At 62.2% G+C, this 25,610-nt stretch carries 23 protein-coding genes; 21 read left to right on the top strand and 2 right to left on the bottom strand.

Annotated elements, in window-relative coordinates; genetic code table 11:
* The first annotated feature begins 90 nt into the window (after positions 1-90).
* The 17 genes from RIN13_RS03835 (at position 91) to RIN13_RS03915 (ending at position 18,064) form a co-directional block, all read left to right on the top strand.
* On the top strand, positions 91-1,395 hold the full coding sequence (locus RIN13_RS03835) for an extracellular solute-binding protein (protein ID WP_309106012.1): 1,305 nt from the start codon (positions 91-93) through the stop codon (positions 1,393-1,395).
* A 32-nt stretch (positions 1,396-1,427) separates the two neighbouring features.
* A complete protein-coding gene (locus RIN13_RS03840; protein ID WP_309106013.1) occupies positions 1,428-2,381 on the top strand; it encodes a sugar ABC transporter permease in 954 nt (317 codons plus the stop codon).
* A gap of 10 nt (positions 2,382-2,391) precedes the next feature.
* A complete protein-coding gene (locus tag RIN13_RS03845; protein ID WP_309106014.1) occupies positions 2,392-3,300 on the top strand; it encodes a carbohydrate ABC transporter permease in 909 nt (302 codons plus the stop codon).
* Positions 3,301-3,373: 73 nt separating this feature from the next.
* The gene (locus RIN13_RS03850; protein ID WP_309106015.1) at positions 3,374-5,398 is read left to right on the top strand and encodes a pectinesterase family protein; all 2,025 of its coding nucleotides are present in this window, start codon (positions 3,374-3,376) and stop codon (positions 5,396-5,398) included.
* Position 5,399: 1 nt separating this feature from the next.
* Complete coding sequence (locus RIN13_RS03855) at positions 5,400-6,905, top strand: pectate lyase (RefSeq protein ID WP_309106016.1); 1,506 nt, start codon at positions 5,400-5,402, stop codon at positions 6,903-6,905.
* Between the two features lie 80 nt (positions 6,906-6,985).
* Complete coding sequence (locus RIN13_RS03860) at positions 6,986-7,165, top strand: PspC domain-containing protein (RefSeq protein WP_309106017.1); 180 nt, start codon at positions 6,986-6,988, stop codon at positions 7,163-7,165.
* A 199-nt stretch (positions 7,166-7,364) separates the two neighbouring features.
* The gene (gene ftsH, locus RIN13_RS03865; protein WP_309106018.1) at positions 7,365-9,431 is read left to right on the top strand and encodes an ATP-dependent zinc metalloprotease FtsH; all 2,067 of its coding nucleotides are present in this window, start codon (positions 7,365-7,367) and stop codon (positions 9,429-9,431) included.
* A gap of 9 nt (positions 9,432-9,440) precedes the next feature.
* Complete coding sequence (gene folE / locus RIN13_RS03870; protein WP_375164669.1) at positions 9,441-10,085, top strand: GTP cyclohydrolase I FolE; 645 nt, start codon at positions 9,441-9,443, stop codon at positions 10,083-10,085.
* Positions 10,086-10,094: 9 nt separating this feature from the next.
* Positions 10,095-11,015: a dihydropteroate synthase gene (gene folP / locus RIN13_RS03875; protein WP_309106019.1), complete on the top strand. Its 921-nt coding sequence runs from the start codon at positions 10,095-10,097 to the stop codon at positions 11,013-11,015.
* Positions 11,016-11,044: 29 nt separating this feature from the next.
* Positions 11,045-11,404, top strand: coding sequence for a dihydroneopterin aldolase (gene folB, locus RIN13_RS03880; protein WP_309106020.1), 360 nt, complete (start codon positions 11,045-11,047; stop codon positions 11,402-11,404).
* Positions 11,401-11,952, top strand: a complete 552-nt coding sequence (gene folK, locus RIN13_RS03885; RefSeq protein ID WP_309106021.1) for a 2-amino-4-hydroxy-6-hydroxymethyldihydropteridine diphosphokinase — start codon at positions 11,401-11,403, stop codon at positions 11,950-11,952. Before folB ends, folK begins: the two co-directional genes overlap by 4 nt.
* Before the next feature lie 3 nt (positions 11,953-11,955).
* Entirely contained in the window at positions 11,956-12,486 is a 531-nt protein-coding gene (locus tag RIN13_RS03890) for a DUF3180 domain-containing protein (RefSeq protein ID WP_309106022.1), read from the top strand.
* Complete coding sequence (locus RIN13_RS03895; RefSeq protein ID WP_309106023.1) at positions 12,467-12,979, top strand: PH domain-containing protein; 513 nt, start codon at positions 12,467-12,469, stop codon at positions 12,977-12,979. Before RIN13_RS03890 ends, RIN13_RS03895 begins: the two co-directional genes overlap by 20 nt.
* Positions 12,976-14,529, top strand: a complete 1,554-nt coding sequence (locus RIN13_RS03900) for a PH domain-containing protein (protein WP_375164672.1) — start codon at positions 12,976-12,978, stop codon at positions 14,527-14,529. The genes RIN13_RS03895 and RIN13_RS03900 overlap by 4 nt, the downstream gene beginning before the upstream one ends.
* Positions 14,522-15,430 carry a DUF2520 domain-containing protein gene (locus tag RIN13_RS03905; RefSeq protein WP_309106024.1) on the top strand — a complete coding sequence of 303 codons (909 nt, stop codon included), beginning with the start codon at positions 14,522-14,524 and terminating at the stop codon, positions 15,428-15,430. Before RIN13_RS03900 ends, RIN13_RS03905 begins: the two co-directional genes overlap by 8 nt.
* A complete protein-coding gene (gene panC / locus RIN13_RS03910) occupies positions 15,431-16,333 on the top strand; it encodes a pantoate--beta-alanine ligase (RefSeq protein ID WP_309106025.1) in 903 nt (300 codons plus the stop codon).
* Positions 16,334-16,498: 165 nt separating this feature from the next.
* Positions 16,499-18,064, top strand: a complete 1,566-nt coding sequence (locus tag RIN13_RS03915; RefSeq protein WP_375164674.1) for a DHA2 family efflux MFS transporter permease subunit — start codon at positions 16,499-16,501, stop codon at positions 18,062-18,064.
* A gap of 50 nt (positions 18,065-18,114) precedes the next feature.
* Here RIN13_RS03915 and RIN13_RS03920 read toward each other — a convergent pair whose 3' ends face one another.
* Complete coding sequence (locus tag RIN13_RS03920) at positions 18,115-18,948, bottom strand: alpha/beta hydrolase (protein WP_309106026.1); 834 nt, start codon at positions 18,946-18,948, stop codon at positions 18,115-18,117.
* Positions 18,949-19,078: 130 nt separating this feature from the next.
* On the opposite strand from RIN13_RS03920, the gene lysS reads away from it, so the two are divergent.
* The 4 genes from lysS (at position 19,079) to RIN13_RS03940 (ending at position 24,212) form a co-directional block, all read left to right on the top strand.
* Positions 19,079-20,611, top strand: coding sequence for a lysine--tRNA ligase (gene lysS / locus RIN13_RS03925; protein ID WP_309106027.1), 1,533 nt, complete (start codon positions 19,079-19,081; stop codon positions 20,609-20,611).
* Positions 20,612-20,614: 3 nt separating this feature from the next.
* Positions 20,615-20,803, top strand: a complete 189-nt coding sequence (locus RIN13_RS03930; RefSeq protein WP_309106028.1) for a hypothetical protein — start codon at positions 20,615-20,617, stop codon at positions 20,801-20,803.
* A gap of 177 nt (positions 20,804-20,980) precedes the next feature.
* The gene (locus tag RIN13_RS03935; RefSeq protein WP_309106029.1) at positions 20,981-21,307 is read left to right on the top strand and encodes an Lsr2 family protein; all 327 of its coding nucleotides are present in this window, start codon (positions 20,981-20,983) and stop codon (positions 21,305-21,307) included.
* A 412-nt stretch (positions 21,308-21,719) separates the two neighbouring features.
* A complete protein-coding gene (locus RIN13_RS03940; RefSeq protein ID WP_309106030.1) occupies positions 21,720-24,212 on the top strand; it encodes an ATP-dependent Clp protease ATP-binding subunit in 2,493 nt (830 codons plus the stop codon).
* A 122-nt stretch (positions 24,213-24,334) separates the two neighbouring features.
* Here the strand turns inward: RIN13_RS03940 and RIN13_RS03945 are convergent, their stop codons facing one another.
* Positions 24,335-25,420, bottom strand: coding sequence for a glycosyltransferase family 4 protein (locus RIN13_RS03945; protein WP_309106031.1), 1,086 nt, complete (start codon positions 25,418-25,420; stop codon positions 24,335-24,337).
* Between the last annotated feature and the right edge of the window lie 190 nt (positions 25,421-25,610).

The following is a 25,610-nucleotide window of genomic DNA, read 5'->3' on the forward strand; positions in this document are numbered from 1 at the left end:
CACTAGTTCCGTTCAGAAACTTTCGTCCACGCTCCTCTGTCCCCTACGCGCTTCCAACAGAAACTTTCACATCAGAGAGGTTGTCATTCGATGAAGATGACACTGCAGCTCCACTCCCGCAGAACCGTCCTTGCAGCCGCCGGGCTCACGCTTGGCCTGGCCCTGACCGGCTGTGCCGGTTCGGGAAACCCGGCCGGCCAGAACGGCACCGTGGAACTCAACTTCGTGTTCTGGGGTGACGCCAACCGGGCGAAGGTCACTGAAGCTGCCCTCCGCGTCTTTGAGGAGAAAAACCCCGGCGTCAAGGTCAAGACCGAATACCAGGACAGCGGACCCTACGCCGACAAGCTGGCCACGCGCTTTGCGGGCGGAAATCCGCCGGACGTCCTCGCGATGGCGAACCGCAGCCTCCTCGAATACTCCCAGCGCGGCGCTCTGGCAGACCTCAAGACCCTTCCGGAACTCAAGCTCGACGCCGTACCGGAAACGGTGCTCAGCCGCGGAACCGTCGACGGCAAGCTGTATGGACTGGCCACCGGAGTAACAACAATCGGCATGGTGGTCAACAAAACCATCACGGACCAGGCCGGGGTGACCATTCCTGACGACAAGACCTGGAGCTGGGAAGACTACGCCAAGTTTGCCAGCGAAGTGACCCAGAAGACCGGTGGAAAGGTCTATGGCGCAGGCTATGACGTGGCCACCGAAACCGGTCCGATCCTCCTCGCACGCCAGCGTGGTGAGGACTTCTACACCAAGGACAACAAGCTCGGTGTCAGCGAGGAGACCATCCGTGACTGGTTCCAGTACAGCGTGGACCTTCGAAAAGCCGGGGGATATCCACCCGCAGGTTTCTTCGAGCAGATCGGTGGATCACCCGCCCAGTCTTACCTGGCCAAGGGCACCGTTGCCTCCCAGATCATCCCCATCAATAACTTCAAGGGTTACAACGATGCTGTAGAAGGGGAAGTGGTCCTCCTTCGGATACCCGGAGAAACCACCGGCGAACGGCGGGGCTACTCCGCTGATCCCACCATGCTGTGGTCGGTCGCTGCAAAGTCCAAGCACCCAAAGGAAGCAGCCAAGCTGGTGGACTTCCTGACCAACGACAGCGACGGCGCGGGGCACACCCTGACGCAGCGCGGCGTGCCGATCAATCCCGACGTCGCTGAATCCATCACGTCCAAGCTCAGCAAGGATGACAAAACGTTCGTTGACATGATGGCGGCCATCCAGCAGGACGAACTCCCTGAGGCCTATGTCTACCCCAAGGGCGCAAGCGTTGTCGCGGACACCCTCAAGCAGTTGACCACGGAGGTTGAGTTCGGCCGGATCAGCCCTGCCGATGCCGCAAAGACCTTCCTTGAGAAGAGCAATGCAGCCATTAACAAGTAGCCCGGCCGTCCTCGCGATTGGAGCCTGACACCATGTCGGTCCTGACCAAACAGCCAAAGACCCTGCCGGCGGGCCCCCCTGCTGATCCGCCCGGCCGGGGCTCCCGCAAGGTTTCCTCCCGGAAACGGCAGCGGTCCGGTTACCTGTTCCTGCTGCCATGGTTCATCGGCATGCTGTTCACGGTCATCCCGTTCTTCGCTTCGCTGTACCTGGCCTTCACGGACTACAACCTCTTCAACCAGCCGGCCTGGGTGGGAATGGCCAACTTCGAGGCCATGTTTGAGGACCCCAGGCTTTGGCAGTCGCTGAAGGTCACCTTCATCTATACATTCGTGTCGGTTCCCATCTCGCTGGCCGCGGCGCTGGCAGTGGCCCTGGTGCTGAACCGCGGTATCAGGGGCCTGCCGATCTACCGCTCCGTTTACTACCTGCCCTCCCTCCTCGGCGGGAGTGTGGCGATCGTTATGCTGTGGCGCTACATCTTCGGCAATGACGGCATCGTGAACAGTTTCCTGGGGCTGTTCGGCATCCAGGGGCCCGCCTGGGTCACTGACCCCGAGTTCGCCCTGAGCACCCTGATAGTGCTCAACGTCTGGACCTTTGGCTCACCCATGGTGATCTTCCTCGCCGGACTCCGGCAGGTTCCGTCGATGTACTACGAAGCCGCGTCCATTGACGGAGCATCGAAATGGCGGCAGTTCCGAAGCATCACGATTCCGCTGATCAGCCCCATCATCTTCTTCAACCTGATCATGCAGCTCATCGGCTCGTTCCAGACCTTCACCCAGGGCTACGTCATGAGCGGGGGCACGGGCGGTCCGGCGGATTCCACCCTCTTCTACAACCTTTACCTGTACCAGAAGGGCTTTACCGAGTTCGAGATGGGTTATGCCTCGGCAATGGCCTGGGTGCTGCTGATGATCATCGCGATTTTCACCGCCATCAACTTCATCGCGTCCAAGTTCTGGGTCTTCTACGACAATTAAGGCAACCGACATGGCTTTGCTAGATCTTCCCTTGAAGCGGTCACAAAAACAGCCGCAACGGAACCCCTCTGTCCCGGACGGGGAAACTGAAGGGACCCCCGCGCAGCGCTTCACCAAACACCTCATCCTCTGTCTGGTGGGGCTGGTGATGCTCTATCCGCTGCTGTGGCTCATTTCCAGCTCGGTCAAGCCCAGTGAGGACATCTTCCGGCAACTGGGCCTGTGGCCGCAGAACTGGAACTTCGCAAACTATGCCGAGGGCTGGACGGCCCTGAATCAGCCTTTCCACGTGTACCTCTTTAACTCCCTGGTCATCGTGGTGCTGTCCATCCTGGGCAATATCTTTTCCTGTGCCCTTGCCGCCTACGCGTTCGCCAGAATGGAGTTCACCGGACGGAAGCTCTTCTTCGCCTTGATGCTGGGAACCCTGATGCTGCCCGGCCACGTCCTGCTGGTGCCGCAGTACATCATCTTTTCCCAGCTGGGCTGGCTGGACACCTACCTTCCCCTGGTGGTGCCCAACTTCATGGCCACCAACGCGTTCTTCATCTTCCTGATGGTCCAGTTCATGAAGTCCCTGCCGGTCGAGCTGGATGACGCAGCGCAGATTGACGGCTGCGGCCCCTTCCGCACATTCATCAAGGTGATCCTGCCCTTGTGCGTCCCGGCGATGGCCACCACTGCGATCTTCACGTTCATCTCCACCTGGAACGAATTCTTCGGGCCCCTGATCTACATCCAAAACCAGGACCTGTACACCGTCCCGTTGGCGCTCCGGGCCTTCATGGACTCCGAAGGCCAGAGCATGTGGGGGCCCATGTTCGCCATGTCCGTGGTGTCCATTGCGCCCATCATCGGTTTCTTCATCGCGGGGCAGAAGTACCTCATCAGCGGCATCGCAACCACCGGCCTGAAGTGACGGCGTCGGCTATTCACTGAAACTCCGGCGTCAACGCCGAACCAGCAAGTAATCACACACAAAGGAGTATGGGATGAAAGTTCTATCGATGTTTGGCGCCCTCATGGCGGCGAGTCTGTTGGGGGGATTAGCGGCGGTTCCGGCGCAGGCTGCGCCACCCAACAACGTCGCGGGAACTCAAAAGACGGGACCGACCGACGACGACGGCCGGGCGCAGGCGCTCTGGAAACAGGCGCCTGACGGCTTCGCTGCGCTGCCAGGGAACGGGCTCAGCGGCACCACGGGAGGCCAGGCCGGCCGGGTGGTCAACGCCGGGACCTTCGAGGAGCTGAAGAGCTATGCGGCGGCAGCAGAACCCCTGGTGATTCTGATCCCTGGCTCCATCAAACTTGACTCCTATTTTAAGATCCCGGTGGCGTCCAACAAAAGCTTCATCGGTGTGGGCAACAGTCCAGAGCTGGTCAATGGCGGCTTCAAGCTCATCAATGTCTCCAACGTCATCTTCCGGAACTTCACCATCAGGGACTCCTACATTCCCGGCGACTGGGACGGCAAGACGGGGGACCACGACGGGATCCAACTGGATACAAGCCACCACGTGTGGGTGGACCACATGGCCTTCGAGCGTCTGGGCGACGGCATGATCGACACCCGCAAGGATTCGGACTTCCTGACGTACTCCTGGAACGTGTTCGCGGACCATAACAAGGCGCTCGGGGTGGGCTGGACGAACAACGCAGTCACCCGGATGACCCTTCACCACAACTGGATCCGCAACACCGTCCAGCGCAACGCAAGCCTGGACAACACCGCCGCTGCGCACGTCTACAACAACTACCTGGAGGACATCGGCCAATACGGCATGATGGGCCGGAACGCCGCCAAAGTTGTGGTGGAAGGCAACTACTTCGACACGGTGGCCGATCCCATCGTCGCAAAAGACCCCGCAACACAGGTGGTGAACCGCGACAACATCTTCAAGGGCACCTACGGCCGCAAGGACAACATCGGCACGGCGTTTGAGCCGGCGTCGTTCTACCAGTATCAGAAGGACGCGACGGCGGACGTCCCCAGGATCGTCTCGGAAGGTGCGGGTCCCCGGGAGTCTTCCGCGAAGGTGGCCGGGGCAAACATCACCGTGGCCCTCGATGGTACGGGCGATTTCGGAAGCATCCAGGCCGCGATCGGAGCCATTCCGGACCACAGCACCCAGGCACGGACCATCACTGTGAAACCCGGCGTCTACCGGGAAGTGGTTAACGTCTGGCCTGACCGCAAGAACGTCACTATCACTGGAGCGACTGGCAACCCGGCCGACGTCGTTGTCAGCTACAACACTGCAGCCGGACAGCTGAAGTTCTTCGGCGGAACCTGGGGTGCAAAGGGCAGCCCCACCATGACCGCTGCCGCAGACAACACGACGGTTAAAAACCTGACTGTCGAGAATACGTACGACGAAGCCGCCAATGGGTCCAGTCAGGCGCTCGCCGTCCGCTCCGTCGGGGACATGGTCACGTTCGACAACACCCGCTTCCTCGGCAACCAGGACACCTATCTGGCTGACACCACCGGCCGCGATTCCACGGCACGCACTTATCTGAAGAACTGCTACATCGAGGGCGACGTCGACTTTATCTACGGCCGCGGTACAGCCGTCCTGGACGGCTGTACTGTTCATTCCCTCGACCGGGGCAGCGCAACGAACAACGGCTACATCGTGGCTCCGAGCACCAAGAACGCAAACCCGTACGGGCTGCTGATCATCAACAGCAGTCTGACCGGTGACGCAGCCCCCGGGACGGTCAGCCTCGGCCGGCCCTGGTTCGCGAGCAGCGATCCTGATGCACACCCCCAGGCCGTCATTCGTGACTCGTGGCTTGGCGCACACATCGCTGAGCAGGGCTGGGCGGACATGAGCGGACACTCCTGGACAGAAGGGCGGTTCGGGGAACACAACAACAGCGGGCCGGGAGCCTGGCTCAATTCTTTCCACCCGCAGCTCGATGCTGCCGGAGCGCAGGAGTTCACCATTGCCAATTACCTGGGTGACTGGACGCCGTATGCAGGAGCACAAGCACTGACAGAGGCGGGCAACTGAAATGACCGTGAAAAGCACAATTTCTCAGGCAATCACCGTCACGCCGTCCCGCAGATCCGTGCTGACAACGGGCCTGCTCGGGGGAGGGGCGGTAGCCGCCAGCTCCCTGGGAACGGGAGTTTCGGCCGCGGTGGCCACCGATAGCTTGCAATACAGCTCCGAGTCCAGCCTCCGAGGAAACGGATTCGACGAGGCCGGGTTGCCCAACAGCAGCGCCTTGGGCGGAACGGTCTGGTCCCACCACCCCGCGGGGTTCGCGTCGCTGCCCGGACTTGGGCTGGACGGAACAACCGGGGGCGCCGGAGGAAACATTGTCCACGCCCGCACCGCTGCTGAGCTGCGGAGCTTCGCTAATGCCAGCGAGGCGCTCGTGGTCATCCTGCACGGCAGCATCGTCTTCGATGCCTATGAAAAGCTGCGGGTCCAGTCGAACAAGTCCTTCCTGGGCGCTGGTTCTGGCGCTGAAGTGGTGAATGCCGGCTTCAAGCTGATCAACATAGCCAACGTGATCTTCCGGAACTTCACAGTGCGCGATTCGTACATTCCCGGGGATTTCGAGGGCAAGCGGCCGGATAACGACCGCGACGGGATCCAGGTGGACACCTCGCACCATATCTGGGTGGACCACATGTATTTCACCCGCATGGGGGACGGCCTGGTGGATACCCGCAAGGATTGCGACTACGTGACCTATTCGTGGAACGTCTTTGCGGACCACAACAAGGCCATTGGCGAAGGCTGGACGGACAACGTCGTTACGCAGCTGACCTTCCACCACAACTGGATCAGGAACACGCATCAGCGCAATGCCAGTCTGGACAACGTGCTGGCCGGCCATGTGTACAACAACTATCTGCAGGACATTTCAAGCTACGGAATGCTGGGCCGCAACGCTGCCAGGCTCGTCGTCGAAGCAAACTATTTCCAGGACGTCAGGAATCCGCTGAACATCCAGGACCCGGAAGGTGAACTGGCTGCCTCGGGAAACATTTTCGAGGACTGCGTCGGTGTAAACAGTGCTCCCCGCGGCGCTGCCTTTGATCCGTCCTCCCACTACCAGTACCGCTTGGATTCTGCAGAGGCCGTCCCCGCCCTCGTTGGCAGATTCGCGGGCCCTCTTGGCGGAACCGAGTCGGCGCCTGCTGATGTTGTCACTGTGGCGTTGGACGGATCAGGGGATTTCGGGAGCATCAGGGCAGCTGTTGGGTCCGTCCCTTCCGGTTATTCTCTGCCGGTGATCATCCGTCTTGGCCCCGGGTTGTACGACGAGCCTGTGGTCATCTGGCAGGACCGAAGCGGCATCACGCTCGAGGGGAGCACGGGCAACGCAGCCGACGTCGTGCTTACCTTCAAAGAGGGGGTCACACTCCTCGTCGCCGGAGATGGGACTGCAGTGCGGCATCTGAGCGTGACATCGGGAAAAATCCAAACCGGTTTTGTGGTCCTGACCACCGGTGAGGATGTCTCCTACGAGAACGTGACGGTCCTGAACGGGCGTCACGGCTAGCTGGTCCGTCCGCTGCCGCGGGGTCCTTCCGGGCCGGCTTGATGGTTCCCTCCGTTGAGCTGGCCCGTTAGCATGAGCCCATGGACTCAACCCTGGTTCGACCCCGGAACGGCAAGATCATCGCAGGTGTCTGTGCGGCAATCTCTGCGCGCTTCGGCATCCCCAAATTCATCGTCCGCCTGGCCTTTGTGATCTTCGGCCTGGTGGGCGTGGGAGAGCTGGTTTACATTGCCCTGTGGATCCTGATCCCCAAGGCCTGACCGTCTGAAAGCGGTAACGATGAAGGCTCGCGCACCGAGCCGTTGTGTGCTGTAGCAGCTACGCCCATAGGGAACTTTTGGGCTTCACCGTGCGTGAATTACTCCGTACGGTGTATAGCTAGTAGCTGACGCAGTACCTCACGCGCGCGCAATTGCGCCGTGCAGCACTACCAGGAGGGACGGGGCGAGCCCCGAACAAATGAAAGCTAAGAGTTTCTTCAAGGGTCCGGGAATTTGGATCATTGTTGTTGTTGCAATGCTCCTGCTGGCCTTTGCCACCCTCGCCCCCGGCGGTGCCTCACGAATAGACACGGACAAGGGCCTTGAGCTGCTTTCGCAGAGCGGCCAGGTGGAACAGGCAAAGATTTTCGACGCCGAGAACCGCGTGGACCTGACCCTCAAGGACAACCTGACCATCGACGGTCAGGACAAGGGCAAGAGCGTCCAGTTCTTCTTCGTCAATGCCAGGGCGGACGACGTCGTCAAGGCAATCACCGACGCCAAGCCGGCCAACGGCTACACGGACCAGCCGATCGAGAGCAACTGGTTCTCAGGCCTGTTCTCCCTCCTCGTCCCGGTTATCCTCCTTGGTCTCCTCTTCTGGTTCCTGCTGTCCCGTATGCAGGGCGGCGGCTCCAAGATCATGCAATTCGGCAAGTCCAAGGCCAAGATGGTCAGCAAGGACATGCCGCAGGTGACCTTCATCGATGTCGCCGGCGCCGACGAAGCTGTTGAGGAGCTCCAGGAAATCAAGGAGTTCCTCCAGGAGCCCGCCAAGTTCCAGGCTGTGGGCGCCAAAATCCCCAAGGGCGTCCTCCTGTACGGCCCTCCCGGCACCGGTAAGACCCTGCTGGCACGTGCCGTGGCAGGCGAAGCAGGCGTTCCGTTCTTCTCCATCTCCGGCTCGGACTTCGTTGAAATGTTCGTGGGTGTCGGTGCGTCCCGAGTCCGCGACCTCTTCGAGCAGGCCAAGGCCAACTCTCCGGCCATCATCTTCGTTGACGAGATCGACGCCGTCGGCCGTCACCGCGGTGCCGGCATCGGCGGCGGCAACGACGAGCGCGAGCAGACCCTTAACCAGTTGCTGGTTGAAATGGACGGCTTCGACGTTAAGACCAACGTCATCCTGATCGCGGCCACCAACCGTCCGGACGTTTTGGATCCTGCGCTCCTGCGCCCGGGCCGCTTCGACCGGCAGATTTCCGTCGAGGCTCCGGACCTCGTGGGGCGCGACCAGATCCTCCAGGTTCACGCCAAGGGCAAGCCGATGGCGCCGGGCGTGGACCTCAAGGCTGTGGCCAAGAAGACTCCGGGCTATACCGGTGCTGATCTCGCCAACGTCCTGAACGAGGCCGCCCTGCTGACAGCACGGTCCAACGCCAACCTGATCGATGACCGCGCCCTGGATGAAGCGATTGACCGCGTCATGGCGGGTCCGCAGAAGCGCAGCCGCGTCATGAAGGAGCACGAGCGCAAGATCACCGCGTACCACGAAGGCGGACACGCCCTCGTGGCGGCGGCCCTGCGGAACTCGGCGCCGGTTACCAAGATCACCATCCTGCCTCGTGGGCGCGCCCTCGGCTACACCATGGTGGTCCCGGACAACGACAAGTACTCAGTGACCCGCAACGAGCTGCTGGACCAGATGGCCTACGCCATGGGTGGCCGCGTTGCCGAGGAGATTGTGTTCCACGATCCCTCCACCGGGGCTTCCAACGATATCGAGAAGGCCACCTCCACGGCCCGCAAGATGGTGACGGAGTTCGGCATGAGCGAACGCGTTGGTGCAGTGCGCCTGGGCCAGGGTGGCGGCGAGCCGTTCCTGGGCCGCGATGCCGGTCATGAGCGCAACTACTCAGACCAGATCGCGTACATCGTGGATGAGGAAGTCCGGCGGCTGATCGACCAGGCGCATGACGAGGCTTACGCCATCCTCACGGAAAACCGGGACGTGCTGGACTACCTGGCCCTTGAACTCCTTGAACGGGAAACCCTGAACCAGGCAGAAATCGCCGACATTTTCCGTGACATCCGCAAACGCGATTTCCGCGAGGTATGGCTGTCCAAGGAGTCGCGTCCGGTACAGATGGCAGGCCCTGTTGAGTCGCGCCAGGAGAAGGCTGCGCGCGAAGCCCAGGAGGAGGCCAAGGAGGCCCGCCTCGATGAGCCACTGGACGCCCAGCCCCCGCACCCGCAGGGTGTGGCAGGCCAGGAGGTCTTCAAGGGCGGTACCGACGTCGGGCATGATATGCCCGGCCACGGCTAAACTCGTCTTGTGAATCACTACGACCATGACGACCTCACCGAGGTCGGTTACCTTTCTGCTGCCGAGAATCCTGCGGGACGCCGGGGCATCAAAGTGGACCGGCCACGGATCGAAGCCGCTGTCCGGGAGATGCTGCTCGCGATAGGCGAGGACCCGGACCGCGGCGGGCTTCAGGACACCCCCAAGCGGGTCGCCAAGGCCTACTCGGAGATGTTTGCAGGCCTGCATCACGACCCTGCAGAGATCCTGTCTACCACCTTCGACCTCGACCATGAGGAGCTGGTGCTGGTCAAGGACATCCCGTTCTATTCCACCTGTGAGCACCATCTGGTGCCGTTCCACGGGGTGGCCCACGTTGGTTACATCCCCTCCCACGACGGTAAAGTGACAGGCTTGAGTAAGCTGGCCAGGCTCGTGGACATGTTCGCTAAGCGTCCGCAGGTTCAGGAACGCCTCACCACCCAGATTGTTGAGGCCCTGGTCACCCACCTCAAACCCCGGGGAGCGATCGTCGTCATCGAATGTGAACACCTGTGCATGTCCATGCGCGGCATCCGCAAGCCAGGTGCCAAAACCGTCACCAGTGCGGTACGTGGGCAACTGCATGACCCGGCAACCCGCGCCGAAGCCATGAGCCTCATCATCGGAAGGTAACAACAGACTATGGACTCCCTAGCTGCAGCACCTGGAACCGGACCCGCAACATCTCCGCTGCCTATACTTCGCAAACCGCGGCGGGCCGCAACACTGGATAGCCTGCCCGCTGACCGGACCCTTGTGATGGGAATCCTCAACGTCACTCCTGACTCCTTCAGCGACGGCGGGAAGAACCCCACTCCGGACACCGCTATTGCGGCCGGACTGAGGATGTTCTACGCCGGAGCGGACATCATCGACGTCGGGGGCGAGTCCACCAGGCCTGGAGCCGAGGACGTCAGCCCTGAGGAAGAACAACGCCGCGTCCTGCCCGTGATCGCCGCCCTGGTCAAGGCCGGCGCCCTCGTGAGCATCGACACCGTCCACACCGCGACCGCCGCTGCTGCCCTGGACGCAGGCGCAGCCATCATCAACGACGTCTCCGGGCTCAGCATCGAACCGGGCATGGCCGAACTTGTGGCTACGAGCAAGGTCCCCTATGTGCTGACCCACCGCCGCGGCGACGCGCGCACCATGAGCTCCCTCACGGAGTACGCGAATGTGGCCGAGGACGTTGTGGCCGAACTGATCGGTGTCCGCGACAAGCTGTACGCGGCAGGCGTTGCACCGGAGCAGATCATTCTGGATCCGGGAATCGGGTTCTCGAAGAACGATGAACAGAACTGGGAACTGCTGCGGAACCTGGACAAACTGGAGGCCCTGGGCCATAGGGTCCTGGTGGGGGCATCGCGCAAACGGTTCCTCGGTACCCTCCTCACAGTTGCCGGCAAGTCCGCTGCTCCCGACGAGCGTGACGCCGCCACGGCCGCCATTACCGCTGTCTGCGCAGCCCGGGGCGCGTGGGCCGTCCGCGTGCACGACGTCGGCCCCAGCCTCGACGCCGTCAAGGTTGCTGCCCGCCTGGCTCCGGCACCCGTCAGCAACTGACGCACCACCAACCGACAAGGGAAGGCTGGATGGACAAGATCACGTTGAGCGGCGTTACCGCTATGGGGAATCACGGAGTGTTCGACTTCGAGCGCCGTGACGGCCAGCCGTTCATTGTTGATGCCGTGCTGCACCTGGACTTCGCAAAAGCAGCCGTTTCAGACGACGTCTCCGACACCGCGCACTACGGCGAGGTCGCGGACAGGATCAGGAAGTGGATCACAGGCGAACCTGTAAACCTCATCGAGGCCCTTGCCGTGCGTATCGCTGAAGATCTGCTGCAGGAGTTTCCCCTGTCCGCCGTCGACATCACTGTTCACAAACCGCAGGCGCCCATCGACGTCGAGTTCGGCGACGTCTCCGTAAGCGTCCACCGGGAGCGGCAATGATGATTTCGCGGGCTACGCTGCCGTACGCGCACGCTGTCCTGGCGCTCGGCAGCAATCTGGGGGAGCGGAACGACACCCTGTCCAGCGCCGTCGCGGATCTCGTGGACCGGCCGGAAGTGCGGCTGCTCGCGGTCTCACCCGTTATGCAGACGAAGCCCGTCGGCGGGCCGCAGGACCAGCCGGACTTCCTGAACATGGTGATCTCGGTAGAGACCACGTTGACTCCTATGGAGTTGCTACGGCACTGCCAGGCGGTGGAAAACAAGCACCTCCGTGTCCGCGATGTGAGGTGGGGGCCGCGCACCCTGGACGTTGACATCATTGTTTACGGCGATGTGGTGAGCTCCGATCCCGAACTGACGCTTCCGCATCCCCGGGCGGCAGAGCGCGCATTCGTGCTCTATCCGTGGTCGCTCATCGAGCCCGCAGCGGAGCTCGACGGGCAACGGGTCGGCGTTCTTGCGGCCAAGGCCGAGGATCTTTCCGGGCTCCGCCCCTTCGATGGCTTCGGTGACTTCAATGGTCTCCCTACCGCCGGGGCGGTGTAGGACGTGAAACCCATCAATCCCCTGCTGCTCCTCGGCATTGGCCTGATCCTCGCAGTCGCGGGCTGGCTCGCCACCCTGCTGGCCAATCGCTTCAGCTTCGCTACTCCGGTCCTGCCTCTCACCGCCCTGGTCACCATGGGCGTGATCGTGGCGCTCACCCTGGTGCTGGGAATTCGTGTACTTCGCTGGCGCAACAGCACCAAGAAGAAAATCATCCTTGACCCCATCCTGGCTGCCCGCACCCTGGTGCTCGCCCAGGCCAGTGCTTATGCCGGAACGGTGCTGCTTGGCTGGCATGCAGGCATCATCCTGGACCAGCTGCGGGTGTGGAGCCTGCGGAGCGATCAAGGCGTCACCTGGCTCGCGATTGCCATGGCAGGAGGGGGCCTCGTCATGATCATCGTGGGGCTCCTCGTGGAGCGGTTCTGCCGTATTCCACCTGAAGACGGCGACGGCGATGGCACAACCAAGCTCCCGGGACGCGCCCGCGGAGAGGCAAAGGGGGAGGGCGGCTATGCCTACCAAGGCGATTGATCCTCCCGGGATCACGTGGCTGCGTGTTTCACCGAAGTACGTGACCGTCCGACTCGTGGAATGGGCGATCGGCAACCTTATTGCCGTCGTCGTCCTGTCCCTGCCCCTGATCTTTGTACTTCTGGGCTGGTGGACGTGGCCTCCGCTGTGGCTTGCCGTGACAGCACCCTCTCTTATGCTGATTCTCGCGGTTTGGCGGCTGGTACTGATTCCCCGGCAGGTGCGTGCCATCGGTTACGCCGAGCGCGACGACGACCTCCTGATCCGCGGCGGCATCTTCTTTCAACGCGTCATGGTGGTTCCCTACGGGCGCATGCAGTACGTGGACATCGGCGTTGGCCCGCTGGAGCGTTGGCTGGGTCTGTGCACTTTGAAGCTGCACACGGCCTCCGCCGGAACCAATGCCCAGATTCCCGGCCTTCCTGAGAGCGAAGGCGCCCGCTTGCGGGAGCAGCTTTCCGCCCGCGGTGAAGCCAGGCTGGCAGGACTGTGACGGTGGAAGCCGCCGGAGATGCCGGTCCAGCCGGAGTTTCCCCCGGTAACGCCGACGGCGAGTGGCTCCGGGTCCATCCGGCGTCGCCGTTTGTGCGGGGCTGGATAGCCCTCGCGGCGATCGGCTACTTCTTCGGCCGGGACATTTTCGAACGGCTGATCCAAGGCGGTCCGCTCATCGACGACCGGATGGCGGGCCGTGCACCGTGGCTGCTTGCTGCCGGGAGCGTCATCCTGGTGCTGGCCATTTTGGGTTTCATCATGACCTGGTACTTCACCCGCTACCAGGTTGCCGAGGGCTATGTCCGGGTCAAGACCGGTTTCCTGTTCCGCCAGCAGCGCCAGGCCCGCTTGGACCGGGTGCAGGCCATCGACGTCGTGCAGCCGCTGCTGGCCCGGATCTTTGGCCTCGCGGAGCTCCGGTTCGAAGTGGCCGACGCCGGGGAGTCAGCAGTCCGGCTCGCCTTCCTGCGGATGGACGACGCCCGCCAGCTCCGGGCCACCATCCTGGCCCGTGCCGCGGGAGTCACGCCGGATCCCGAGAGCCCGGACGCGGTCGTCCAGGAGGCACCGGAGCAGACCGTACTGTCCGTCCCGCCGTCGAGGCTTGTGGGTTCCCTGCTCCTGAGCGAACAGAGTGTCTTTGTGCTGTTGGGGGCGGTTGGCTCGGTGCTGCTCTCGGTCCTCACGGGCAACAGCGGATTTTTCCTGTACCTGATCCCGGCGGCCTTGGGCCTTGCTGCCGCCTACTGGTCTTCCTTCAACAAGGGCTATAACTTCACTGCTGCCATCTCCCCGGACGGTATCCGGCTGCGATACGGCTTGCTGGATACGCAGGCACAGACATTGCCCCCTGGCCGGATCCAGGCGCTTAGGGTGTTTCAGCCGCCCATTTGGCGGCTCTTCGGCTGGTACCGGATGCACGTGAACGTTGCCGGTTACGGGGCTGCCGGCGGAAACGGCGAAGGCGGCTCGCGGACCACGCTCCTGCCGGTGGGAACGCTTGCGGACGTTATGACGATGATGTCTCTGGTCCTGCCGGACCCCGGAACCCCTGATGCGGCCCGCATCTTTGCGGCCGGAATCAACGGCAGGGAGAACGACGGCGGCTTCATCACCACCCCTGAACGTGCGCGCCTCCTGGCGCCGCTGGCATGGCGCCGCAACGGCTACGCGGCAACTGACACCGCGTTGCTGCTCCGTTCCGGCCGGTGGTGGAGGCAGCTCGTAGTGGTGCCGCATCAGCGAACGCAGTCCATTGCTCTGCATCAGGGTCCGGTTGCAAGGCGGTTCGGCGTCGCGGATCTTGTCCTGCACACGACGGCGGGGCCGGTTGTGCCGAGGCTGATCCAGGCGGACGTCGATGTGGCCCGGGCGCTGTTCCAGGAACAGGCGGCGCGGGCTCGGGCCGCGAGAAAGCGCCAGACCAGCGAACAATGGCTGGCGCAGGTAGCCCCGGCAACTCCCATCGCCGAACCCCCTGCCCTCAGCGGACAGTTGGCTCCGAGCGAACCCTTAGCCCCCAGTCAGGACGGTCCCCAGAATGGCTAGGCCCGGACGCCTTGGTGTTGGAATCATTGGCGCGGGAAAGGTGGGTGCAATCCTCGGTGCGGCCCTGCGCGCCGCTGAACACGCCGTCGTCGGGGTTTCCGCCGTATCGGACGCAAGCCGTGAGCGGGCCGAAACATTGTTGCCCGGTGTCCCCGTCCTCGAGGTTCAAGAAATCGTGGAGCGTTCGGAGCTGGTGCTTTTGGCCGTTCCAGACGATGCCCTGGGGGCCTTGGTGGAAGGGCTCGCCAAACTTGGCGCCTGGCAGCCCGGGCAGCTCGTGGCGCACACGTCCGGCCGCTTCGGAGTGGGGATCCTCCGCCCGGTGCGGGCCGCCGGTGCCGTGCCGCTCGCATTGCACCCCGCCATGACATTCACCGGCATGAGCCTTGACCTTACCCGGCTGCTGGATTGCACCTTCGGCGTCACAGCGGACGCCGCCATGCTGCCCATAGCGCAGGCGCTCGTGGTGGAGATGGGCGCTGAGCCTGTGGCCATCGCCGAGGCTGACCGGACCCTCTACCACGCTGCGCTGGCCCATGGCTCAAACCATCTCGTGACCCTCGTGGCCCAGTCTTCGCAACTGCTCCGGGAAGTAGGAGTGGAATCACCGGAACGGATGCTTGGGCCGTTGCTCCGCGCCACCTTGGAGAACGCGCTGGCTTCCGGCGAATCGGCGCTGACGGGCCCGGTAGCCCGCGGCGATGTGGGAACCGTTACGGCTCACGCCGAGGCTTTGAAGGAACACGACGGCGGTGCAGGCGGAGACATTCTGGCCGCGTACCTTGCCATGGCCCGGGCAACTGCGGGACGCGCCGCGAGCCGGGGCCTGTTGAAAGAGGATCAGTTCGGAGAGATGAAGCGCGCCCTTGGCGACGGAGCCCAGCCGCCGGAAGGATCATAGATGGCGCTCAAACTAGTCACCACCGCGGCCTCGCTTCGAATTGAAAGCGCCCGGCTGCTGAAAGCAAAGCAGGGCAGCTCGCAGGGGCTGGTGCCAACAATGGGAGCACTGCACGAGGGCCACGCCCAACTGGCCCGTACCGCCGTCGAACAAAACGACGTGGTGGTGGTCAGCATTTTCGTGAATCCCCTCCAGTTCGGCGAAGCAAGTGATCTTGAACGCTATCCGCGGACACTTGACGCCGATTTGGAACTCCTTGCGGCAGAAGGCGTTGATCTGGTCTTTGCGCCGGACATTGAGGAGGTTTATCCCAACGGGGAGCCCATGGTGCGGATCACATCGGGCAAGCTCGCTGAGAAATGGGAGGGCGCCTCCCGGCCCGGGCATTTCGATGGAGCGCTGACCGTGGTGGCCAAACTGCTCCATTTCGGCATCCCCGGCGCCTGCGGAAACAACGGGACGCCGGCGCCGTACCGGGCATACTTCGGCCAGAAGGATGCCCAGCAGCTGACCCTGGTAAAGAGGATGGTGGCTGACCTGAACTTTCCGGTCGAAATAGTCCCCGTCCCCACGGTGCGTGCCGGCGACGGTCTGGCCCTGTCCAGCCGGAACCGCTTCCTTTCGGAGGAAGAACGCGAGGCAGCCCTGGTGCTATCGCGGGCGTTGCGGCTGGTCGAGGAACGTGCCAACGCACACCAGCCGCTGGATCTCGATTCCGCCGTGGCGCTGGTGGAGTCGCAGCCGCTGGTCAAACTGGACTACTTCGAGGTGGTTGATCCAGGCACGTTGGAACCCCTCGCCGAGAACTGCCGGGAGACGCCGTTCCGTGGTGAGGGCCTGGCAATCATCGCGGCGCGGGTGGGCCCGGTCCGCCTGATCGACAATGTTCCGCTGAATTCCTGACCCTCGCAGGCTCGCTCCGGCCCCCCGAAATGGAGTGGCTAATTTTGGAGGAGTTTTTTCTCAGGGATTTTCCATTACAGGGAATTGGTGTGCAGGCTAGACTGTTGAACTCTGCAGCGACGATGCTCGCCCGATCTCACGCCACATTTCCTTGGGGGAATTTTCATGTCCACAGACCTTACTTCGAACGCGGGCGATAACGTGCAAAGCGATTCTCAACAGGCTCGGGCCGAGGCTGCCTTTGCTGACCCTGCCCCTATAGCCGCGCCTTCTGCTTCAACCGGTTCTGCCACCTCTTCTGCTTCAACCGGTTCTGCCGCGTCTTCGCCCGCAAAAATGTCGCGTGAATCAGTCACGATCATCGCGACCTTACTGGTTGCCACCTTCGTGGTGATCCTGAATGAAACCATCATGAACGTTGCTCTGCAGCGCCTCATGGTGGACCTGCGGGTGGACGCCCCCACCGTTCAGTGGCTCTCGACGGGCTTTATGCTCACCATGGCCGTGGTTATCCCCACCACCGGCTTCATCCTCCAGCGGCTCTCGACGCGTGCGGTCTTCATGCTGGCGATGGGCCTCTTCTCGGGAGGCACACTACTGGCCGCACTGGCGCCGGGGTTCGTGGTCCTGCTTTTCGCGAGAATTATCCAGGCGGGCGGCACGGCCATCATGCTTCCGCTCCTGATGACCACCATCCTTACCCTCGTGCCGCTGCAGCGGCGTGGTGCTGTGATGGGCAACGTCAGCATCGCCATCTCGGTGGCCCCGGCGCTCGGCCCCACAGTCTCCGGTTTCATCCTTGAGCACTTCTCCTGGCGCTTCATGTTCGTGTTTGTGCTGCCCATCGCCGTTGCCGCTTTTGCCATTGGTGCAAAGTACCTGACCAACGTCGGCGAGAAGGAGAAGAACCGCCTTGATTTCCTGTCGGTGCTGCTGACAATCCCGGCCTTCGGTGGGCTGGTCTACGGCCTGAGCCAGATCGGCGGTGGCCATGGCGGCCAGGCCGGCCCGGGTGCTGCCGCCATTGCCGCCCTGGTGATTGGCGTGGTGAGCCTGCTGGCATTTGTACTCCGGCAGCTGCAGTTGCAGAAAGCCGACGCTCCGCTGCTGGATCTCCGCGCCTTCAACTTCCGCATGTTCACCATCTCGGTCCTGCTGCTGGTGGTGGCCATGATTGCCCTGTTCGGCGCCGTCATTCTCCTGCCGCTTTACCTGCAGGAGATCCGCGGGCTTAAGTCGTTGGAAACCGGGCTGGCATTGTTGCCGGGCGGGCTGGCCATGGGACTCCTGGGTCCGTTCATTGGACGGCTCTTTGACAAGGTGGGGCCACTTCCGCTGACAGTTACCGGCTCGATCATGATGGTGCTGGCCCTGTGGCAGTTCTCGATGCTGAATGCGGAATCGGCCGTGGCATGGATCGTTGCCCTGCACGTGGGCCTGAGCCTTGGCCTTGCGCTCCTTTTCACGCCGGCATTCACAACAGGCCTCAACCCGCTGCCGCCGCACCTTTATTCGCATGGCTCGGCCATCATGAGCACGCTCCAGCAAGTGGCCGGAGCTGCCGGCACGGCCTTGCTGGTATCCGTTTTCGCGGCAGTATCCATCGGTTCAGGTGTGGTCGCGGGTATGCAGGCAGCGTTCCTGACTGCCGCCGCGCTGGCCGTTGCCGCCGTCGTACTGTCCCTCATGATGCGCAAGACGCCTGGCGCAGAAAGCGCCCACGGACACTAGGCCAGGGCGCCGACATCAAAAGTTACGCAATTTCTGGGGGCGTCTGCGGATCAGCCTGAGAAGAAGTCGCTCAGCTCCGTGATGAGTTTGTCCGGGGCCCGGTTGACGCCGTCGTGTCCATAGCCCGGCAGGATGGTGTAGCTGGAACCCGACAGCACATCGTGGATCTGCCCGCACGCGACACCGAAGTAAGCCGGGCTCTTTTCGCCCACCACGATGAGCGTTTCAAGCGGCAATTCCAGGAAGGGCTCCGCCGGCATGTCGGCGGCGATGATGGCCTTGATTTCGCGAACACCGGTCTTCATCAATTCCCGGTTCTGCTTACCGAGCGGAGTACCCGCTGTGAGCTTGTTTGCCAGCGTCAACATGCTCAGCGGCATCCTGGCAAAGGCGCCGCCCGTCTCCATCCCCCTGATCATGACGGCGAGGGCACGGTCATCGTCTCCGGCCGCCGTCGCCCGTTCATATTCCTCAGTCCAGTCAGCCTTGACGCTGTGGTTGACGGAAACGGCGGGGTCGTAGACTGCCAGCCGCTCAACGGGAAGCGAGCGGGCAGCGTGAAGTGCAACCGCGCCGCCGAAGCTGTGACCGAAGACGTCAGTGCTGGCGGTGTGTTTCATCACTGCCTCCAGGTCCCGGATGTCAGAGTCCAGCGTGTAGTCCTCCGCCTGAGATGACGATTGTCCGCGCCCGCGGCGGTTGAACGTGTGCACGGGACGCTCCAGCGCTGCACTGAGTTTCTGGGCGAAACGGGTGTAGTCGGCCGCCGTGACCATTGAGGGGTGCACTACAACGACTCCTGAACCGTGGCCCGCCAATTCGGCCCCCGTGCTGAAGAGCTCGAGGGTGCCGCCGTCGGGGGTTCTGATGTTCTCGCGGGTCATAATCCGAGCCTAACCGAGGCCGCTGCACGCGTGCACCAAACACGTGGCTTCCTGGGGGAATACAGCGATGCGTTACGACGGAGTTATGGGGGGAAGGCTGCTGTGGAATTCGACGGTAAACTTGGGGATTGTGACTTCCCAAAACAACCCCGCCCCCAACAACGCCGTCCAGCCTGCAGACGCCAGCGAACAGATGCGCATCCGCATGGAAAAGCGCGCCAAGCTGATTGAGCGCGGCGTGGAGGCGTACCCGGTGGGAGTGGAGCGCACACACTCCCTCAGCGAGATCAGGGAAAAGTACGCCCATCTTGAGGCAGACGACACCACCGGGGACGTCGTAGGAGTCACCGGCCGGGTGGTTTTTGTCCGGAACACCGGAAAGCTTTGCTTTGCCACTCTGCAGGAAGGCGGCGTGGACGGTACTGCCACCCGGCTGCAGGCCATGCTCAGCCTCGCCAACGTCGGGGAGGAAGCCCTTGCAGAATGGAAGGCCCTGGTGGACCTTGGCGACCACGTCTTCATCAAGGGCGAAGTTATCTCTTCGCGTCGCGGCGAATTGTCGGTTATGGCTGAGTCCTGGTCGATGGCTTCCAAGTCCCTGCGGCCGTTGCCTGTCCTGCACGCCGACCTCAACGAGGAAACCCGCGTCCGGCAGCGTTACGTGGACCTCATGGTCCGTGACGAGGCCCGCGAAATGGTCTACACCCGTGCGGCCATCACCCGGTCCATCAGGGAGAGCCTGAACCGCCGCAACTATGTTGAGGTGGAGACCCCCATGCTGCAACTGGTGCATGGCGGCGCCACCGCCCGCCCGTTTGAAACCCACATGAATGCGTTCGACCAGAAGATGACCCTGCGCATCGCCACTGAGCTCTACCTGAAGCGGGCAGTCGTTGGCGGCATCGACCGTGTGTATGACATGGGCCGCGTTTTCCGTAATGAAGGCGTCGATTCCACCCACAGCCCGGAGTTCACCACGCTGGAGGCCTACGAGGCCTGGGCTGACCAGTTTGTAATGGCCGATCGCATCAAGGAAATCATTCTTGACGCTGCTGACGCAGCAGGCGTGGGGCGGGTAATCCAGACACCGGCGGGGGAGGTTAACCTCGACGGCGACTGGGCCTGGCTCTCGGTTTACCCTGGCCTCTCTGAGGCCGTGGGGCAGGAGGTCACTCCTGACACTTCCGTGGAGGAACTGCAGGCGCTCGCGAAACAGCATGAGATCAAGTTCGACACTGTTTGGGATGCGGAAAAGCTGGCCGTGGAACTCTTCGGCGAAATTGTGGAGCCGACCCTCATCAACCCGACGTTTGTTTACGATTACCCGCCTTCCGCCCAGCCGCTGGCCCGTCAACACCGCGAAAACCCCAGGCTGATCGAGGCCTGGGACCTGATCATCGGCGGCATGGAACGCGGCACAGCATTCTCCGAGCTCATAGACCCGGTGATCCAGCGGGAACGGCTCACCGAACAGTCACGGCGCGCGGCCGCCGGCGACGACGAGGCCATGCAACTGGATGAGGACTTCCTCCGGGCCCTCGAATACGGCGCTCCGCCCATGGGTGGCCTCGGCCTGGGAATTGACCGCCTGGTGATGCTCTTCACCGGAGCCGGTATCCGCGAAACGATTCTGTTCCCGCTCCTGAAGCCGGAAGGCCACTGAGTCATGGAGTATGTGGCCGTATTGCTTCCATCCGTTGTGGTGGGCCTCCTCTTCTGGTTCGCCATGAAGTCCATTTTTAACGCGGACAAGGCGGAGCGGCAGGCCGAGGCCCGGGCCCAGGCCGAAGCAGACGCCACGCCCCCTGCTCCCAAACGGGAAGATCCCCCTGCCGGAACCCAGGCTAACTCTTAGTTCCATCTGCCCTGAATGTCTTCAATGACAGTTGGGCAAAACAAATGTGCGTGCTTGAGCGGGCACTTTCCACAGGAACCTTTTTCTGTTTTGACGCGTTGCCATAAACCGGGGGATACTTTATTTGTAACATCCTGCTTTTCTGAATACCCGTCCTTTCCAAAAGAGAGAATTTCCATGGCACAGAAAGTAAAAATCATCCTTGTGGATGACCTGGATGGGGGAACCGCGGACGAAACTGTCCGTTTTGGTCTTGATGGCGTCAGTTACGAAATTGACCTGTCATCAGACAATGCGTCGGAACTGCGCTCCGCACTGGAGCGCTTTATTTCCGGCGCCCGCAAGACGTCCACCGGCCGCGCAACGCGCACAAAGGTCTCAACCGGCCGGAATCAGGACTCTGCACAGATCCGTCAGTGGGCACGGGAGAACGGCTATGCGGTTAACAGCCGCGGCCGTATCCAAGCCGAAATTCAGGAAGCGTACCAAAGGGCCAATTCCTAGAGTTGAAGTATCTATGCGTTGCAAAAGTCGAAGCCCCCGCCGGTTGGAGGGGGCTTCGACTTTTTTGCTTGCCTTTACTGTCTACCCCGCTTTTTCCGCCGCAGTTTTCCAGGTCGAAACCCGTTGCCGGACTTTATCGGGAAAAGGCGGGGAGTTTGACCTTCGGCTGTCCAGGTGAAAGTCAAGCGCCTTTCCTCATGGCACGAAGCAAGCCACATACCGTCCGGGCAGCAGCACTTCAGAGCCCCGCACCGTTAGTGTTTGACGCCTGCTGGGCGAGCTGCCGGCCCACCCGATGGTTGCTCCGGTCCACCGCAAAGTTGCCTCCGGGTTTCCCCCGTGGCGAACAAGCTCCAAAAGTGGGCCTCCTCCACGTAGCATCAAAGTACGTCGTAGCTAGGAGTGTGGCGAAATGTTTGAGCGATTTACGGACCGTGCCCGTCGCGTAGTTGTGCTTGCCCAAGAAGAGGCACGCATGCTGAACCACAATTACATTGGTACCGAACACATCCTCTTGGGTTTGATCCATGAAGGTGAGGGCGTTGCCGCCAAAGCTCTTGAGTCCTTGAGCATTTCGCTCGACGGCGTACGCGAGCAGGTGCAGGAGATCATCGGCCAGGGCCAGCAGGCTCCTTCCGGCCACATCCCCTTCACCCCTCGTGCCAAGAAGGTACTGGAGCTGTCCCTGCGTGAAGCACTGCAGCTGGGCCACAACTACATCGGGACGGAGCACATCCTCCTGGGACTCATCCGTGAGGGTGAAGGTGTTGCCGCCCAGGTGCTGGTCAAGCTCGGTGCTGACCTCAACCGTGTCCGCCAGCAGGTCATCCAACTGCTCTCGGGTTACCAGGGCAAAGAGACTACCGGTGCCGGTGTTGGCCCAGGCCAGGCTGAGGGAACCCCGGCAGGCTCGGTGGTTCTGGACCAGTTCGGCCGGAACCTGACGCAGGCTGCCCGCGAGAACAAGCTTGACCCCGTGATCGGGCGCGAACAGGAAATGGAACGCGTTATGCAGGTCCTTTCCCGCCGCACCAAGAACAACCCTGTGCTGATCGGTGAACCGGGCGTTGGCAAGACCGCCGTCGTCGAAGGCCTGGCTCAGGCGATTGTCCGCGGGGATGTGCCTGAGACCATCAAGGACAAGCAGCTTTACACGCTGGACCTTGGCTCCCTCGTTGCCGGTTCCCGTTACCGTGGTGACTTCGAAGAGCGCCTGAAGAAGGTCCTCAAGGAAATCCGCACCCGTGGCGACATCATCCTGTTCATCGACGAGATCCACACCCTTGTAGGTGCCGGTGCCGCCGAGGGCGCGATTGACGCCGCTTCCATCCTGAAGCCAATGCTGGCCCGCGGTGAGCTCCAGACCATCGGTGCCACCACGTTGGATGAATACCGCAAGCACATCGAGAAGGACGCCGCCCTTGAGCGCCGCTTCCAGCCAATCCAGGTCAAGGAGCCCTCGGTTGCACATGCAATCGAAATCCTCAAAGGCCTGCGGGACCGCTACGAAGCCCACCACAGGGTCACCATCACCGACGGCGCCCTCGCGTCGGCAGCGAGCCTCGCCGAACGCTACATTTCGGACCGCTTCCTTCCGGACAAGGCGATCGACCTTATCGACGAAGCCGGTGCACGCCTCCGTATTCGCCGGATGACCGCTCCGCCGGAGCTCAAGGCCATGGACGAGCGCATTGCAGAACTCAAGATGGAAAAAGAGTCTGCCATCGACGCCCAGGACTTCGAGGGCGCCGCTTCACTGCGCGACAAGGAGCAAAAGCTCATTGCCGAGCGGGCCGAGAAGGAACGCCACTGGAAGACCGGCGGGATGGACGACATCTCCGAGGTGGATGAGGATCTCATCGCCGAGGTGCTGGCCAACTCCACCGGCATCCCGGTCTTCAAGCTGACCGAGGAAGAGTCCTCGCGCCTGCTGAAGATGGAAGACGAGCTCCACAAGCGCGTTGTCGGCCAGAACGAGGCCATCAAGGCCCTGTCCCAGGCCATCCGCCGGACCCGTGCGGGTCTGAAGGACCCGAAGCGCCCGGGCGGCTCGTTCATCTTCGCCGGCCCCACGGGCGTCGGAAAGACGGAGCTCGCCAAGGCCCTCGCTGAATTCCTCTTCGGCGAGGAGGACGCCCTCATCACGCTGGACATGTCCGAGTACTCGGAGAAGCACACAGTGTCTCGTCTCTTCGGTGCACCTCCCGGCTACGTCGGCTACGAAGAGGGTGGGCAGCTGACTGAAAAGGTCCGCCGTCGTCCGTTCTCCGTAGTGCTGTTCGACGAAGTTGAAAAGGCCCACGCGGACCTCTTCAACTCCCTCCTGCAGATCCTGGAGGATGGCCGGTTGACCGACTCACAGGGCCGCGTGGTGGACTTCAAGAACACGGTGATCATCATGACCACCAACCTGGGTACCCGCGACATTTCCAAGAGCGTCGCAACGGGCTTCCAGTCGGGCACAGATACGCAGACGGGCTACAACCGCATGCGTGCCCGTGTTACCGAGGAGCTGAAGCAGCACTTCCGTCCCGAGTTCCTGAACCGTGTGGATGACGTTGTGGTGTTCCCGCAGCTGACCCAGGACGAGATCATCGAGATCGTGGACATGTTCGTTGGACGTCTGGAGAAGCGGCTCAAGGACAAGGACATGGGCATCGAGCTTACGCCGGCGGCCAAGGTCCTCCTTGCAACCCGCGGTTACGATCCCGCTATGGGCGCCCGGCCGCTGCGCCGGACCATCCAGCGCGAGATCGAGGACCAGCTTTCCGAGAAGATCCTGTTCGGCGAGATCCACGCCGGGGACATCGTGGTGGTGGATGTGGACGGCGAAGGCGACGACGCCAAGTTCACCTTCGCCGGCAACGCCAAGCCGCGCATCCCGGAGATCGCCCCCAGCGTCTAGGCGCACACCGCTCCAACAACAGGCCCCGTCCTCACCGCAAGGTGACGGCGGGGCCTGTTCGTTGTCGAGTCGCTGCGGCGGATGCGCCCCTGCCCCTGGACTTCGTGCACTACCACGTGGGTTTAGGCGTGCGCCAGCGGGCCCTGCCTAAGATTCTCGTGCCAGGCCGGCCCCATCAGGTTCCGAGCGCTCAGGTCCTTTTGGAGGATCTGCCCGTACAGGCTCAAATGATCAGCCACCATACGTTCTGCGCTGAAATTGGCCTCGACCGCCGCCCTGCACGCGGCTCGGTCCAGCTCTTCTGCCAGGAGCAACAGAGACGAAAGCTCTTCGGTAGGCGCCAGATAGCCGGTAACCCCGTGCTCCACGATCTCTGGTGCTGACCCTATGGGCGTTCCCACCACCGGCGTGCCTGTCGCCATGGCTTCAATCATCACCAAGCCGAAGGGTTCGTGCCATTGAATGGGATTCAGCAAGGCAACTGCGTTTCCCATAAGCTCGTATTTTTCGGCATCCCCGATTTCGCCGATGTACTCTTCGTTGCTTCCCAGGATCGGCTCGATGACGTCGCGGAAGTACCTGATTTCGTCCTTTTCGCGCATCTTGGCGGCGATATGCAAGGGGATACCCGCCTCCCGGGCAATTTTGATGGCCTCCAGGACGCCCTTGTCCGGGCAGATCCTGCCTACGAAACAGGCGTAGCCACCTCTGCCCCGTCCCAGCGGGACACTGGAGTAATCCAGCCCATGGTGGATGACGCGGGTCACGTGCACATCCGGAGCCTGGGCTGCCTGATCCTGGGAAATAGCCACAATGCTGGTGTTCTTCTCCATGGCCCGGTATATGTCCACGGCATGAGGCACAAGGGGGCCGTGGATAGTGGTGACTAAGGGAATATGCGGCGCACGGTGGAGATACAGCGGGCCTGCCATTGTGTGGTCGTGAATGAGGTCCATGCCTTGCATTGCGTCATAAGCCCTTGCCACATGGCTCAGTTCAGACAGCGTGGCTCCCATATCGCCTGGCTCGGATTCAGTCATTCCCGGGGCGAGGGGAACAGGACATTCACTATCCGAGGGTGCAGCCAGCAATACCTCATGCCCCGCAGCCGTCAGGCCGCGGGCGAGGTAGTCCACAACCCGTTCGATCCCGCCGTATGTTCGTGGTGGCACTGGAATCCACGGGTTTCCGATTAGTCCTATGCGCATGCCGACCTCTCCGGTCCGCCGCTTAGCGGACCCGCTTATGAGACCAGTCTGCAAACTTCATTTTCCGCGCCCCAGCCCGCGGCACTGCTTCTCAAGCGCCACAAAAAGCTAAGTTGGCTGCCTAGATCAAACCATAGGATCCCGTGCCCATCCCGGCAAGGGGTTTTTGGTCCTTCGTGCCATCCGTCCT

This window comes from Arthrobacter sp. (assembly GCF_031179985.1).
Lineage (GTDB): Bacteria > Actinomycetota > Actinomycetes > Actinomycetales > Micrococcaceae > Arthrobacter.